Below are 15,422 nucleotides of genomic sequence, written 5' to 3'. Positions count from 1 at the left end.
GTCCTGAACCTGCCAGCCCGACGTCACGTCAAGGCCAATCAGGTAACTCACTGTGTGGCGCACTTGTCGGAAACGGTTCCTGTCAAACCTCATGGCAGTCGAGTGAAACCGTAGGAAAACGCCAAAAAAAATCGCAGCCCTGGAGCTGCGATTTTTCCCACTGGATACAGATCAGAACCCGACGCTTGCCTGTACAAAGAACGTACGTGGCTCACCCAGGTACAGCCCGGCATTGTTATCGCTGGAGCGCGTGTAGTGCTGCTGGTCGAAGACGTTTTTCACCCCCACGCCCAGCTTCAGGTTCGACAGTTGCGCGCCAAAGTCATAGCCACTGCGCACGTTGACCGAGACATAGCCCGGAATATCCCCGTATTGGCCATCGGCAGTGCCTTGGGTGATGTAGGTAGTACCCGTGCCCGGCGCGCGCTGGCCGGACTGGGCGTAGACGTCCAGGTTGTGGGTCCAGTGATTGACGTCATAGCGCAGGCCCAACGTTGCCACTTCACGGGAGTACAGCGGCAGGTCACGGCCCTTGAAGGGCACATCGCCTTCGGCGGTGGCCTTGGTGTAGGTGAAACCGGCGTTGGCGGTCAGGCCGTCCAGGCGCGGGTCGAGGTTCGACAGATCGTAGTGGCCCGAAGCTTCGATACCGGTGTGCTTGGTGGCGCCGAGGTTGGTCCAGCCCACCGCGTTGCTGACGTATTGCAGTTCATCGGCGAAGTCGATGTAGAACAGCGTCACTTCGCCACCCCACACGTTGTCGTTGTAGCGCGTGCCCACCTCGTAGGTTTTGGCTTTTTCCGGGTTCAGGCCGCTGGCGGTCTGATCACCTGAACCACCCTGCCCTAGCTGGAAATATTGCAGGCTGCCGAAGGACGTTTCGTAGTTGGCAAACAGCTTCCAGGCGTCGGAGACGTGGTACATCACGCTCAAGGCCGGCAACGGTTCGTTGTTGTGCACCTCGCGGCGTTTTTCCAGGGTACGCGGGCCGGTCAGCGGGACCACCGGGCGATCGTGCCATTCGGTGCGGATGTCTTCGAAGCGGATGCCGGGGGTGATGGTCCACTTGCCGATATCGATCTTGTTATCGACATAGAACGCATTGGCCTCGGTGCCACCGGTACGGTCCTGATACACGTGGCCATCGCTGCGCCCGCCCGGGGTGGGCACGTTGTTGACCAGGTTGAGGCTGGTGGCCTGCTCGTGCATGCCTTCCTTGAGGTAGCGATAACCGACGCTGACTTCCTGGGTGCTCGGGCCCAGGTCAAACACATGGCTCACCCGTGGCTCGATGCCGAAGGTGTAATAGGTGCGCGGGTACGAGCCCAGGGTGAGCAGGTCACGGTTGGCGATGTTGCTGCCACGGAAGCTGTCGGAATAGTACGTCAGCACTTCGGCCTGGGTGCGGTCGTCGATCTGCCGGATGTACTTGAAGGACACATCCTTGCGGCGCCCGGTGAAATTGTCCCAGTCGCGCACCGACTGATACGGGTTGGCGTCGAATTGCTTCTGGGTCAGGCCGCCAGGCATGTCGGCGGTGGCGTCGTAGTAGTGGAAGTTGAGGGAGAAGTCGTCTTGATCGGTCGGCGCCCAGTGGGTCTTGAAGATCACGTCGTTAATGTCATTGGAATTGTTGCTGTTGCGATAGCCATCGCCCTTGACCCCGGAGTACAGCAACGCCGCGCCGATGCCGTTGTCTGCGGTGCCGCCGACAAAGGCGTTTTCCAGATGTTTCCAGCCGCCATGGGCCGAGGTTTCCAGGGTGGTGCCGACTTCACCGGAGAACTTTTCCGGGATCGCGCGGGTGACAAAGTTGATCACGCCGCCGACGTTTTGCGGCCCATACCGCACGGAACCGGCACCGCGCACCACGTCGATGCTGTCCAGGTTGCCGGCGGACCACGGTAAGCTATTATCTAATAAAATGAGATAGAACCTACCCGGAGCCGATTCAATGCCCAAGGCATACGCATACGTCAGATGGTCAACCGCCTCGCAAGGCGAAGAAGGCCGAGACAGCCACGACCGTCAAACCACCCCACTCCAAGCATTTACAGAGGTCACAGGCGTCCCCGTGGTCGAAACCGTTATCGACAAGGGGATCAGTGCATTCCGTGGTGCAAACGCCCGGATCGGCCAGTTAAAAGGGTTGTTGGACAGGATAGAGAGTGGAGAAATTGAGCATGGCGACTACATCATTGTCGAATCAATCGACCGACTAACCCGCCAGAAACTCACCGACTCCGTTGATCTAATCCAATCAATTCTCAAAAAAGGCGTGCGACTACACACCGTTTTCGACAACAAGACATATTCCTACGACGATCCAAGCCGCGACCTCGAAACCTTGATCCTAGTAGGTGTAATCGCAAAACGGGCACACGAAGAAAGCGACACCAAGAGCAAACGCCTGAAATCCGTGTGGGTAAAGAAGCGAGACACTGCAGAAACCAACGTTATAGGTAAACGATGCCCCTACGGCTTTCGCTTTGATGAACAAAGTCAATCTTTTATCATCGTTGAAGATGAAGCCCAAGAAATTCGCCAGATTTTCGACCTACTCAAACACGTTGGAGTATTGGAGAGCGTTAAGCAAGTAAATAAACATTCAAAACGCCGTTGGACTAGAACAGCAGTCCTTCAACTTATAAACAGCAAAAGCCCAATTGGCGTGCTACGTTTGCAACGACGCAACGAGAACGGCACCAAAGCGTTTGATCGTTATGTTCCCAATTATTTTCCAAAAATCATTGATGAAATAGAATTCAGTGCAGCCGTTGCTGCGATGAAAACCCGATTAAATGGGCGAAATTACGGACGTAGAACACCCCACCATTACAATATTTTCCGGCACTGCATCCAATGCGAAGAACATAAATGCGGGATGATTTTCAACTTACAAATATTAGGAACCGAGAAAAAACGCTACGCCTACCTTGTTTGCTCTAACAGAGCCGAACGAGTATGCGAATGTAGTAACAGAATTAGATTTGAGCTTGTTTTCGGCACATTCCTCGCTTTCGTTAGGCAATTATCGGAAAATCGTTACATTGACGAGCGGACAGACAAGAAGCGAAAAGACTTCACTTGGTTCAGCCAAGACCAATACAAGCAAATGGACACCGTAAACGACGCATTCAGCCGTTTCTTTTCCGTTCGTGATACTTCGGCACCAAAAGAAGAAATACGAGCCAAGAAAGCCAAGCTAACAACCGAAAAATCCACATTGGAGATGTTAGAGGCTTCGCTAGCTCAGTTTGACGGAATAATTCCAAATACATTTATCAGGCGTGTGGCCGATAGCGAAGCACGGATCACCGTGTTAGAAAGCGAGATCCAAAAACTTGAAGGCACGTTAGCAATCGAAGCGGAAACGCTCGAAATCACCACCTACGAAGACATAATAGCCCTATACGAAACAGAAGAAGGCCGATTGAAACTCAACACATTTTTCATCACCAGAGGAATCACCTTCGACGTTAAAATTGATAAAGAAACAAACCTCGTCGGCATGGACATTCGTATAAAAGGTGAAAAAGACTTTAATCTTTATACCCATCAATTTTTCAAACAAAAAGCTCCACTAACGCCATTTGGAATACCAGACCTTTCCCATATCATAAAATAAAATTAAGCCCCTCTAATAAACCGAAAATTGGAGGGGTTACACATTAACAATCCAAGGCGTTACACGTTAAAAACCAGAGCAAAAACAAAAGGCACCACGCTCTTAATCACCAGAATAGCTTTTGACTTTCTTCAAAAAAAACTTTTTTAAAAAAATCTCTCGCATAATGCACTCCCCCGCACACGCCTCATGTATACGCACGCACCCACACACGTCTTTAGTTATCTATATATAGATATCATATACACTAGATAACTATAATAAAGATTACTACACCGCACGCACATACCCAACCAACACCACTATACAAAACCACCCACACCATCATGCTTGATATACATTTTTTATGTGGTTCAATATATGCATATGGTTCAAGTTTTCAAAGAAGCCCTTAGAAACATACCTGCTATGTTAACCATCCCACTTTTGCTACGCAAAAGATGTGACGGTTAACGCAGGTGCCTAGTCGGCAGGACAGAAGCAAAAGCCAAGAGCAAAGACCAACCCACTACTGAGGATGTAATGAATGACACCAACCTGCAAACAATCACGCTAACAAAAAGAGATAGGAACTACTCCAACCTGAAGGGGTTAGATAGTTCGTTAAGACACTCGCTCAGGCTCGATCAAAATGAGTATGACGACTTTGAATTCAATCCCAATCCAGACCACCCGAATGTCGCCATTGTAGGTGGTCTTGAACAGATATTAACAAGGGAATTGGCAGAGCAATTACTGGCCGATTTCAACGACCAACTACAAACCAAGCTCATAGCGACAGAAGCGACTGACGAGATAGCAGCAGAAAAAGAAAAGCTGAGAAAACTCAAATCTAAACTGGTCAAATTCATAAACGCAACCGAACCAACCGAGATAAAAGAACATGTCACATCTGTAATGGAGGGGGAAAGGACGTTGGTAATCGAGGACTACGCCACCCTATTAAATCAACACAAGATTAGCCGCGTAGCCCAGAGGATCGACCTTTTAGAGAACTACACCACCAAGAAGCAGGAGATCGAGCAGAACGCACCAGATAGAGCCGTATCAAGGACGGTTAACAGGGTCAAGGAGATCATCCTTGTGATCCCCGAACCCAATAAATTGGCAATCACAAAGGGATACACAGACCTTTTGCAGAAAGCCATGCACCAGTTCTATCAAAAGAATTTCCCCAACAACAAGATGCTTTTTTCATTCAGCCACTTGGACGAGACAACCAACCACGTTCACGCCTTCCTTGACCTTCAAAACACAAAGACCGGAAAATATGATTTTTCAGCCCAAGAATTTGAATTCGCATCACAATACTACGCGAAGAATAAAGCTCACCTTGATAATATATCCGAACCGCCAACATTAGAAGACTTCAAACTTCCCAACCGTAGCGAAGAAAAGCAAAACCATAGGTTTATCCGAGAACGCGAGTCATGGAAGTCAAAAGTAATGCAGGCGGCCTTTTACGAGCACTTTAACAGCTTAGCCGCTCCATATGGCTTACAAGCCAAATTCCTACCTAAAACCAAGGATAACAAAGAATTCCTAAGCAAGATTGAGCAGGAGGCCAAGAAGCCCAAGAGCGAGCGAAGCCATAACTATTACACCAGACAAGTAGAGAAACTTGAGCAGGAGCTTACACAGAAGAAAGAAGAGCTGACCGAGCAAAAAACGAATGTCGTCACGCTTAACACCACGATAAGCGAGCTTCAAAATACTGTTTCAACATACCAGAATAAAATCCAAAACTTAGAGATGCACGCCACAGAGCAGCAAAAAGAAAATGCGAAGCTCGACCACCATAGGCAAATACTGTCCGAGGACATAACCGAGAAGACGAACAAAACCGAACAGCTAAAGATAAATTTCAAATCCACCAAAGAAAAAATGACCAAAGAACTACGCGAGCTAAGGAAGAAAATAGAAGAGGATACCGAAAGAAAATCAGTATTAGAAAAAGCGATTAAGGTCTACGAGGAAGAGCTTGAACCATTAATCAAAAAATTTGACATTCTGGTTGATCGAATACTTGAAGCCAAAAGGCTTGATGAAAATCCAGAGCAATTCTATAAGAGATTAAGAGAAAACACATATAAAATGGCAAGCCGCTTGGGTTCAGAGAAACGAAAGGATTACCTATTTAACGTTGGGGAACAACTAAAAGAACAAGGATTAGACCATGCCAAAGTGGAGTTAGGATTTACAGATAAAGTGAAACTTTTGGCATCCGACACGTTCACAAGAAAACAAGTTGTTGAGTTTGACAAGGAGGAAGCCCTGCAGGCGAAAGAAGCCAGAAAGAGAAGACTGCTAAAACTCAAGCCACCAAGCCCATTTCAAGACCCTTATGACCCATATAGCTAACTCATAAAAAAAGCCCCTAAAAGGGGCTTATAAATAATTTGCGAGCGTCATCTTGCTTTTAAAGCCTAAATTTTGAAACCATAGAATGCAAATCTACCGCAAGACGCGAAAGCTCTTGACTAGCCGCATTGGTTTGGTTAGCCCCCGCAGACGTTTGCATTGACAAATCCCTAATATTAACCAAATTTCTGTCAACTTCACGGGCAACCTGTGCCTGCTCTTCCGAAGCACTGGCAATAACCAAGTTTTTCTGGTTGATTGAGGTAATTGCTTCACTAATTACCTCAAGAGCATCATTAGCTTCCCGAGCAACCACTAACGTGCCATTAGCACGGTCTTGGCTCTCATTCATAGCATCAACTGCACGGCCTGTACCTGATTGAATACCTTCAATCATTTGTTCTATTTCAGCTGTCGATTGTTGGGTTCTATGAGCCAACGCACGTACCTCATCCGCTACAACAGCAAAGCCACGACCAGCATCGCCAGCCCTAGCAGCTTCGATGGCAGCATTAAGTGCCAGCAAATTTGTTTGCTCAGCAATTGAGCGAATTACTACCAGTACTTGACTAATTTCACCGGCACTCTGTGCCAAAATTTTAACTTCAGACGAAGTATCAGAGATATTACCAACGAGTTTATTAATGGACTCCAAAGCCTGACTAACCTTTTCACGGCCTTGATAGGTGCTTTTATCAGCAGCTTTAGAATCATCGGCAGTATTTACAGCGTTACGAGCCACTTCCTCAACCGCCGCTGTCATCTCATTTACCGCTGTAGCGGCTTGGTCGATTTCTGCACTTTGCTGGTTGAGTCCTCGATTAGTATCCTCCGTCACCGCATGTAACTCTTCAGAAGCAGAAGCCAGCATATTTGATGATTCGGAGATTCTTTCAATCGTATCATGCAAGCTAATCTGCATTTTTTTCAATGCAATTAGCAGGTGTGCAGGCTCGTCAGAACCATTTATCTTGATTCGTTGAGTTAAATCACCATCGGCAATTCTATCTGCAACTACCACCGCTTCAGCCAAAGGAGAAACGATACTCCGAGTAAGAACCACCGCGATTACAATCATCAGTATCAAAATAATAATCAACGCGACAACAATCATGAAAACAGCAGCATTAAATACTTTATTTGTTTGATCAGCAGCATGAACAGCACCTTTCTCATTAAACTTAATCAACTGATTTAAAAAAACCATCATTTGATCAGCATTATCAGCCAAAGGTCCATTTGCCATCTTAATTTCGTCAGCCCTTTCAGGTGAAGACAAAACTCCTTCTAAAATCTGACGCTGAACAGAAAGGTACTTTTCGTATGAGGTTTTAAATTTCTCGAAAATCTGACGATCCTCAGAGTCATCTATTTCCTTTTCATAACCTTTCAAGCTCATAGCAACATCTTGGTTTATACTTCTAACCAGATCAACGGTAGTATTTAGTTCGGATTTCTCCTCCAAAATCAACGTTCGTAAAGTCAGTGCTCTGGCTCGCCCTAAACTACTCCCAACCACTCCCACAGCCTCGACTGCTGGCAACCACTCATTACGAATTTCGGCAGCTGCATCGTCCATTTGGTGTGCTTGGAATAAAGCGATCCCTCCCATAACCAAAACGAGTAATGCGATAATTGTGAACCCAATACCGGCTCGACTACCAATGTTCATACTTCTAATATTCATCGACCGCTCCTAAACCCAGACGTAATAAATCAATACTTGCTGTATCGGCAAAAAAAATAATTTCTTGAATGAAAAAACTCATATCCTTCAGTCTAATTGATAGGCAGCATTGATTTTCAACACAAACCACAGTACAAACTCACCACTTACAGGCGGTAGTGTAATTTCCATTTCCCTTTGCCTGCATCGTGCAGGCTTTTTTATGCCAATAAAAAACCCGCGACTAAGCGGGTTTTTTACCATCTAAGTTTGACAAACTTCGAAAGTGTGGCAACTTGAAAGGAGCAGAAAAAGAAAACCACCCGGCAAGGTGGCTAAGGATACTACAATAAAATTTTAAAAAACTTTAATCAACACACTCATTTAATCATCAAAAAGTTTATTGTCAAGTCATCTTCCAAGGTTTTCTTTTTCTAAACAACCAATTAGAAGAGGAAAACAATGGGATGTATAAAACTATTTGAGGACTACTTACCAAAGAGACCTTATCACACCGATGATTTAATCAGCGGCTTAAAAATCAACAAAAAAGAAAAAGCTAAACTTGCAAGACTAGTTCAGCCCAATGGGCCTACACATAGATATTGGATGGTTTTTGACCTCGATAAATCTAATGCAGGGATGCACTGGGATGACGTGGGAGCACCAGCCCCAAACCTAATAGCTCGAAATCCGGCCAATGGGCACGCTCATTTGCTTTACCTCCTACAAACACCTGTCCGAACCGCAATCGACGGCAAAACCGCCGCTTTACGATACGCTGCAGCCGTTGAGGCAGGCTTGCGTAGTCGTCTGGGAGCCGACAGAGGCTATTCCGGGTTGATCTGCAAGAACCCGATCAATTCCCACTGGATCGTCTACCAATGGCAGGCCGATCCATACACGTTGGACGACTTGGCCGACTACATCGACCTAACCCCTGAAAAGGCCAAAGAAAAGCCCATAGAGGATTATGGCTTGGGTCGTAACTGTATGCTTTTTGACCAATTAAGAGCGTGGGCATACAAGGCGATTCGTCAGGGTTGGCCGACCTATGAACAATGGCTAAACGCTTGCCTAGACCGTGCCACCGGCTACAACGTTAATTTTACTACGCCGTTGGACATTTCCGAAGTAAAGCACACGGCCAAAAGCGTGGCGAAGTGGACGCATAGAAACTTTAACCGGGGCACCTTTGACGATTATGTCGCAAGAACCCATACAAGCGAGATACAGGCTTTCAGGGGTAAACAGAAGGGCAAGACCAAGAGAGAACGAGGTATTATCTTACTTGAAGCAGGAGCAACCATTAAGGAAGTCATGAAGGAGTTAAATGTAAGCCGTAGAACTGTATTTTATTGGAGAAAGCAACCCTAGCATTATAATTAGTGCAAAAGCCTATATCAGATAATAGCACCCGGTGAGGGTGTTTCTTCTTCCTTTCCCGCCCATCCCCTCCCTTTCCTCCCCGTATCCCCCACATATACATACACCGCCCCACCGATATCGATATAACGCACGGAATTGGTCAAAATCGGCATTCTTCCACTCCGTTGATACAACGACACCAAGCCACACCACTACACGCCTAAAATAGCCAAATGCGTTATACCTCGCAGCATTATGGGTAGTGTAAAAAGCCTATATCAAAAACAGTCCAAAACAGCGTTAACCACTCAACCCAATACTTCCATAGGTTCGGAGATATGTCCCCCAACCTATATGTATGTATACATACATATCAAATTTCTCTCCTAATGAAAATTTCACACTTTTCAAAATTCATCAAAATGGGTGAATATCATTCACTGGGCTGATAAGCCTAAATATCCCGAAAGCGATTTGGGGCAGTAACCAAAAATCGACTTTTTACAAAAATTATTTTCTTGAAAAAATTGCCGTGAAAATTTAACGTTTTCATCGAATTTTTTTAGATATTTAATTTTTTAACCATTGAATTATGGCTTATTTACAGCAAAAAACCTTGTCAATAGCAAAACGAAAATAAATATAAGGTCGGACGTTAATGAGCAAATAGGGTTCAACCCTAAGCAAATCACTTAGTTGAAATTTGCCACAAAGCAGAACAAAAAACGACACTGCAAAAACTCAAAAATCGCTCTCAAATTAATTTCACAAAAAAATGTGGGGGATTGGTGACGTTAAAATTTCAAAAAAATCGAAAGTAGCCAATTTCCTACAATACATATCCCGGAAGCAAAACCTGAAATAGTTGAAGGTTCGGAGATATGACCTTGAAGCATTGACATATCAAAACCCTATGGTATTGGTATTATAACAACATAGGAGTTCTAATTATGAACAGGATGGAATATGCAGGAAAAATAGGCGGTATGGTTGGTGGATTTAAAAGACGTGAGCGTCAAAAATATTTAATCATGTTCGTAAAGATAGTAGAAATGGATGAGCTTCATGATATCCGAATGACCTCAAACCTCGCTAAAAAGCTAATAGCAGCATTTTCAGGCTGCAAATCAATATCCAATGATGTTCTAATCAAGGAGTTTGCAAGAAGCGGGAACAGTGTAAAACAACAAAACCTTGATATGATTGTCCATTCATTAGTAGCACGATGGCAAGACCTTTATGAAGAACAGTGGAAAGAAGCAAAAATAAAAATAGACATTGAAGCCGACGAATACAAGCAATCTATTATCGAAAAGCTGGACATTAAACTATAAACACATGTAAAGCCCCACTTTACATACTTATACCCGTGAAGCTATTTTTCGCTTTGCGGATATACACATTCCTACACCGTAGGAATTTACAACCACTATGTATCCTGCCACGATACATACTTGTATCTTTAAACCAAATAATGACCTTCACGGACATATATCCTACTCACACAGAGTAGAAAATACCGCCTATCTTTTCGTTGAGCTAAGCAGCCATAGGTTCAAGGATATATCTCCAAACCATTAGCTATCACCCACAGCCTCACCCCCCCTTCCATTATCACTCCGTTGGCTATTTCCGTATCCGGCCCCCAATCAGGCGGATGCAGAGCCTCCACCCGCTTGGCGACCTAGATCACAATTATTAGAAACAGCTAGACCCTGCGAAATCGGCGCCATCGACAGTTGCGGCTGACCATAGGGGGCAAACGCCGCCGGGACGCCGTCGATCAACACCGTGGAACGTGGCGACAACCGCGAAGTAAGGCCACGTACACCGACGTTGAGGGAAATGTCGCTGCCACCGGTGCCGTTGGACTCCTGCACCTGCACGCCCGGCACACGGCGCAACACGTCGCCGACGTTCATCGCACCCTGCTCCACCATGGCCTCGCGGCGGATCACCGTGCGTGCGCCGGGGTGGTTCTGCACCACTTCGGCATTGGCATCGCCGAGCCAGTCGCCGACCACCTTGATGTCGGTGGTGCCCAGTTCCAGCGGCGAGCCGGCTGCACCGGTGCCGCTGCTCAGCGGGCGCAACGTGACCGAGCCGGCGTCGATCTGGTAGTCCAGGCCACTGCCCTGCAGCAGCTGGCGCAGGGCCTGTTCCGGCGAGAGGTTACCGTCCACGGCCGGGGCTTGCTTGCCGGCGACCATGTCCGGGCTGAAGAACACTTGCAGGGACGTTTGCTGGCCCAACTGGCTCAGCGCCGCACCCAGGGGCTGGGCCTGGATATGGATGGCGTCGGCGGCGTACGCCGCGCTGCTGACGGCCAGTGCCAGGGCCAGCGGCGCCCAGCGGGAGATTTTATTGTTGTGGCGAGCAAGTTTTTTCACGTCGAATCGAGTCCTGTGATCGCAAGCAAGTGCGGCCGTTAATGCAAACCAGTTGCAGTTGCAGGAGAAGACGACGAGCGCGGAAAAAACCTGAATGTCAGCGTGAAATAATTTCCTGACTGCCGTCCGGCATCGCGCGCACGGCCACCGGCAGGATGTGGGGCAAGGCCTTGAGCAAGGCCTCGGTGTCGTTGGCCTTGAACACGCTGGTCAGCCGCAGGTTGCCCACCGCCGCCGAGCCCACCCGCAACGGCTGCTCGCGGTAGCGTGAGACTTCCCGCGCCACCTCACCCAAGGTGGCGTTGTTGAACACCAGTTTGCCAGTGCGCCAGGCGGTCAGCTCTTCAGCGTTCACCGCGTAGGCCGGCACCACGTTGCCCTGGCCGTCGATGTGCGTGCCGCGCCCCGCCGTGAGGGTGACGATGGCATCGGCTGCACGCCCTTGCACCTTGACGGTTCCGGCCTCGACCACCACGCGGGTCTGGTCGTCGTCGCGGCGCACGTCAAAACGGGTGCCGGTCACGGTGACCTGCCCGGCCCCGGCGGCGACCACAAACGGTCGGCGGGTGTCATGCTCGACGCTGAACATCGCCTCGCCGCTTTTGAGCACCACACCACGCCGGCCTTTCTCGAAATGCACTGCAACCACGCTGCGACTGTTCAACTCCATCATCGAGCCGTCGGGCAGGGTCACCTGGCGATGTTCTCCCAACCGCGTGCTGAACTCGGCGCTGTAGGGCTTTGGTTGAATGCTGAACACACCCAGGCCAATGGCAACCGCCACCACACCGGCAGCCACCGCATAACGCAACACCGCGCGACGCCCGGGGCGCTCGGCCGGCGCCGCGCACAACGCCTGCAGGCGCGCCTCTGGCAACAGATCGGCGGCGCTCCACAAGCCGCGCAGCACATCGAATTCGTATTGGTGGGCGGGATGCTCCCGGCGCCACGCCTCGAACTGCTGACGCTCAGCGGCGCTCAGTTCGGCGTCTTGCAGGCGCACAAACCATTGCGCAGCCTCGTCTCGGGCACGGGTATCCATCATGGAAGATCCTTGGTTCATGGGGCCAGCGCGTCCAGGCGGTCACGCAGATGCCGCAGGGTGCGGATCATATACTTTTCCACCATGTTCTTGGACAACCCCAGGCGTTCGGCGATTTCCTGCTGGGTGAGGCCTTCGATTTTCTGCCAGATGAAAATCCGCCGGCAGTTGAGCGGCAACTCCGCCAGGGCCCGCTCGATGGAATCCGCCAACTGGATCGCGTGCATGACATGCTCCGGGTCGCCACTGTGGGGCGCACTCTGCTCAAAGGCCTCCAGCCCCAATGCCTCGCGCCGGTCTTCGCGGCGATGGGCGTCCACCGCGATATTGCGCGCCGTCTGATGCAGGTAGGCGCGCGGTTGCTCAACCTCGCTGGAACGGGCCTCCAGCACCCGCACAAAGGTGTCGTGCGCCAGGTCTTCGGCCTGCTGACGGTTTCTCAGGCGGCGCGTCCAGGTGCCGATCAACTCTTCGTAGTACTCGAAAAAGCCTGTTCTGCGGGGCGGCTGGGGAATCATCGCGGAGGCACTGGGGAGGCGGGCGTGAATAGTAATGCTTCCTATTAAGTCGGGCAATTGCTTCCCGTCGTGTCAGCGCAGTTCGAAGCGTTGTTCAATGACTTCCCGAGAATCCAACCCAACCTGCACCCTGAACTCGCCAGGCTCGGCGACGTGTCGCAAGTGGACGTCATAGAACTTCAGGTCCGCTTCACCCACGGTGAACTCGATTCGTCGACGCTCCCCTGCCTTGAGCATGACTTTCTGGAAACCCTTGAGCTCCTTGACCGGCCGGCTGATGGATGCAACTGGATCGCGGATGTACAGCTGGACCACGGTTTCGCCATCGCGCTCGCCGGTATTGGCCAGCTCAACGCTGGCCTTGAGTGTCCCACCTCGCAAGAGCGTGGGTGCCGACAATTGCAGGTTCGACAGCGCGAAACGGGTGTAACTCAAGCCGTATCCGAACGGATACAGCGCCCCCTCTGCTTCGTCGATGTACTGGGTGGTGTATTTAAAGGGCTTGGCCGAATCGAAAGGGCGACCGGTATTCAAATGGTTGTAGTACAGCGGGATCTGCCCCACGGAGCGGGGAAAGGTCATCGGCAGTTTCCCCGACGGGTTGTAGTCACCGAACAGTACGTCGGCCACGGCATTGCCGCCCTCGGTGCCGCTGTACCACGTGACCAACAGTGCATCTGCCTGTGACTGTTCATCGCTCAAATCCATCGGGCGGCCATTCACCAGGACGATGATCAAAGGCTTCCCCAGCGCCCGCAACGCCTTGAGCAATTGCTTCTGACTGGAGGGCAGGTCGATGTGCGAGCGGCTGCTGGCCTCATCATTGAAGCCCCACGGCTCGCCCACCACGGCGACGATGACATCCGCCTGCCGGGCGACCGCCCTCGCCTCGTCAAGCAGTGCCCGCGGAGGACGGGGATCGATATCCAGCGGCGTGTCGTAGCCTTGCAACCGCGCAATCAGCGCGCCATCGTCGCTGGCGTTCGCACCGCGCGCATAAAGCAACGTCGCTTTTGCGCGCATGGCCTGCGCCAGGCCGTCATAAATGCTCACCACGGTGTCGGCGTCACAACTGCCGCAATAGCTGCCCAACAGATCGCGTCGACTCTTGGCCAAAGGGCCGATCAATGCGATCCGTCCCTGCTTGCGCAACGGCAATGCCTGATCGGCATTCTTCAGCAGCACGAAGGTGTCACGCGCGACGCTGCGCGCAGCGTCACGTTGCAGGCGCGTTTCAATCGGTGGCAACGCTTCAGTGCGCAGCTTGTGATAGGGGGCATCGAACAAGCCCATGTCGTACTTCATGCCCAACACACGCCGCACGGCCTCATCGAGGGCTTCGCTGCTGACGGCCCCGGCGCGTATCTGCCGGGGCAACTCATTCACGTAAGCATCATCGCAAAGCGCCACATCGAGGCCCGAACGCAATGCCAGGGCCGCCGCCTGCCCCTCGTCAGCCGCGACGCCATGGTCGATCAATTGAATAATCCCTGCGCAGTCTCCCAGGGTGACCCCCGAGAACCCCCAGTCATGGCGCAACACCTGCCGGATCAACCAGGGATTGGCCGTGGCAGGCACGCCCGCCACCGTATTGAACGCCATCATCACCCCCCCGGCACCGGCATCAATCGCCGCGCGATAGGGTTCGAAGTAAAACTGATACATAGTGGCAGTGCTCATATCGACACTGTTGTAATCGCGCCCGCCTTCTACCGCGCCATACAAGGCAAAGTGCTTTACCGTCGCCATCAGGCTGTCGACACGGCGCAGGTCTTCGCCTTGATAGGCCTTGACCAGGGTCGCGGCGATGCGCGAGGCCAGGTAGGTGTCTTCACCATAGCCTTCGGATACCCGCCCCCAACGCGGGTCGCGGGTGATGTCGACCATGGGGCTGAATGTCAGGCCGACGCCTTCGGCGCCCGCCTCTTGCGCGCTGACCCGCCCCACACGCGCTATCGCCGACAAGTCCCAACTGGCGGCAAGGGCCAGGCTTACCGGGAAAATGGTGTGCATGCCGTGCACCACGTCCTGCGCAAAATACAAAGGGATCTTCAGCCGGCTTTGCTCCACGGCGATGCGCTGCAACTCGCGCCCAAGCGGTGGCGAACGCCGGCCGCCAATACCTCCCACAGAGCCTTCGGCTATCCGCTCAAGGTCGCGGGGGGTAATCCGTCTCAAATCAAAGCTCGCCAACGCCAGTTGGCCGGCTTTTTCTTCCAGCGTCATTTGCGCCAGCAGGCGCTCGATGAAATCTGTCTTTACGGAGGAAACTTGGGCATGAACATCCAGGACGTAGCCGCTGACCAGCAGCACGAGTAGCCAATATTTGCTCACCGGGTCCGTCCTCTGGACACTTGCACGCCTGTAGCCTCAACCCACGGAATGAACGCGTCTACTGTCAGAACTACCAGTTTTTCCGCTCAAGGCCGCGCCCCTCACCATTGGCACA

The 15,422-nt window shown here is 50.9% G+C and carries 8 protein-coding genes and 2 pseudogenes; 4 read left to right on the top strand and 6 right to left on the bottom strand.

All coding sequences use genetic code 11. The annotated features are described in order from the left end of the window. Positions 1 to 171 precede the first annotated feature (171 nt). A pseudogene (locus B348_RS01000000129955) lies at positions 172 to 1,905 on the bottom strand (TonB-dependent receptor family protein); the annotation flags it as partial. A 49-nt stretch (positions 1,906 to 1,954) separates the two neighbouring features. Here B348_RS01000000129955 and B348_RS0112450 point away from each other — a divergent pair. After that, positions 1,955 to 3,628, top strand: coding sequence for a recombinase family protein (locus B348_RS0112450; protein WP_017736445.1), 1,674 nt, complete (start codon positions 1,955 to 1,957; stop codon positions 3,626 to 3,628). 522 nt (positions 3,629 to 4,150) lie between these two features. After that, complete coding sequence (locus B348_RS0112445) at positions 4,151 to 5,989, top strand: hypothetical protein (RefSeq protein WP_017736444.1); 1,839 nt, start codon at positions 4,151 to 4,153, stop codon at positions 5,987 to 5,989. A 58-nt stretch (positions 5,990 to 6,047) separates the two neighbouring features. Here B348_RS0112445 and B348_RS0112440 read toward each other — a convergent pair whose 3' ends face one another. Continuing rightward, positions 6,048 to 7,676 (bottom strand): methyl-accepting chemotaxis protein, encoded by a 1,629-nt coding sequence (locus B348_RS0112440; protein WP_017736443.1) that lies wholly within the window; start codon positions 7,674 to 7,676, stop codon positions 6,048 to 6,050. Between the two features lie 441 nt (positions 7,677 to 8,117). Between B348_RS0112440 and B348_RS0112435 the strand changes: the two genes are divergently transcribed. Together B348_RS0112435 and B348_RS0112430 are read left to right on the top strand one after the other, a co-directional pair. Next, a complete protein-coding gene (locus tag B348_RS0112435) occupies positions 8,118 to 9,032 on the top strand; it encodes a replication initiation protein (RefSeq protein WP_026136761.1) in 915 nt (304 codons plus the stop codon). A 941-nt stretch (positions 9,033 to 9,973) separates the two neighbouring features. Further along, positions 9,974 to 10,357, top strand: a complete 384-nt coding sequence (locus B348_RS0112430) for a hypothetical protein (RefSeq protein ID WP_017736441.1) — start codon at positions 9,974 to 9,976, stop codon at positions 10,355 to 10,357. Positions 10,358 to 10,693: 336 nt separating this feature from the next. Here the strand turns inward: B348_RS0112430 and B348_RS0112425 are convergent. The 4 genes and pseudogenes from B348_RS0112425 to bglX form a co-directional block, all read right to left on the bottom strand. Beyond that, positions 10,694 to 11,413 (bottom strand): annotated as a pseudogene (locus B348_RS0112425) (secretin and TonB N-terminal domain-containing protein); the annotation flags it as partial. A 97-nt stretch (positions 11,414 to 11,510) separates the two neighbouring features. Then, positions 11,511 to 12,458: a FecR family protein gene (locus tag B348_RS0112420; RefSeq protein ID WP_017736439.1), complete on the bottom strand. Its 948-nt coding sequence runs from the start codon at positions 12,456 to 12,458 to the stop codon at positions 11,511 to 11,513. 14 nt (positions 12,459 to 12,472) lie between these two features. Beyond that, entirely contained in the window at positions 12,473 to 12,973 is a 501-nt protein-coding gene (locus tag B348_RS0112415; protein ID WP_017736438.1) for a sigma-70 family RNA polymerase sigma factor, read from the bottom strand. A gap of 72 nt (positions 12,974 to 13,045) precedes the next feature. Continuing rightward, complete coding sequence (bglX, locus tag B348_RS0112410) at positions 13,046 to 15,307, bottom strand: beta-glucosidase BglX (RefSeq protein ID WP_017736437.1); 2,262 nt, start codon at positions 15,305 to 15,307, stop codon at positions 13,046 to 13,048. Positions 15,308 to 15,422: the final 115 nt, after the last annotated feature.

The organism is Pseudomonas sp. CBZ-4 (genome assembly GCF_000346755.1).
In the GTDB taxonomy this organism is placed as follows: Bacteria; Pseudomonadota; Gammaproteobacteria; order Pseudomonadales; family Pseudomonadaceae; genus Aquipseudomonas.
Note: the sequence above shows the minus strand (reverse complement) of the source record. Positions and strands in the feature narration are given on the sequence as shown.

What these genes read in the sequence shown, in the direction of transcription:
- B348_RS0112420 (WP_017736439.1), bottom strand. Translation starts at nt 12,458, where the DNA reads ATGATGGATACCCGTGCCCGAGACGAGGCTGCGCAATGGTTTGTGCGC.
- B348_RS0112430 (WP_017736441.1), top strand. Translation starts at nt 9,974, where the DNA reads ATGAACAGGATGGAATATGCAGGAAAAATAGGCGGTATGGTTGGTGGA.
- B348_RS0112440 (WP_017736443.1), bottom strand. Translation starts at nt 7,676, where the DNA reads ATGAATATTAGAAGTATGAACATTGGTAGTCGAGCCGGTATTGGGTTC.
- B348_RS0112435 (WP_026136761.1), top strand. Translation starts at nt 8,118, where the DNA reads ATGGGATGTATAAAACTATTTGAGGACTACTTACCAAAGAGACCTTAT.
- B348_RS0112415 (WP_017736438.1), bottom strand. Translation starts at nt 12,973, where the DNA reads ATGATTCCCCAGCCGCCCCGCAGAACAGGCTTTTTCGAGTACTACGAA.
- B348_RS0112445 (WP_017736444.1), top strand. Translation starts at nt 4,151, where the DNA reads ATGAATGACACCAACCTGCAAACAATCACGCTAACAAAAAGAGATAGG.
- B348_RS0112450 (WP_017736445.1), top strand. Translation starts at nt 1,955, where the DNA reads ATGCCCAAGGCATACGCATACGTCAGATGGTCAACCGCCTCGCAAGGC.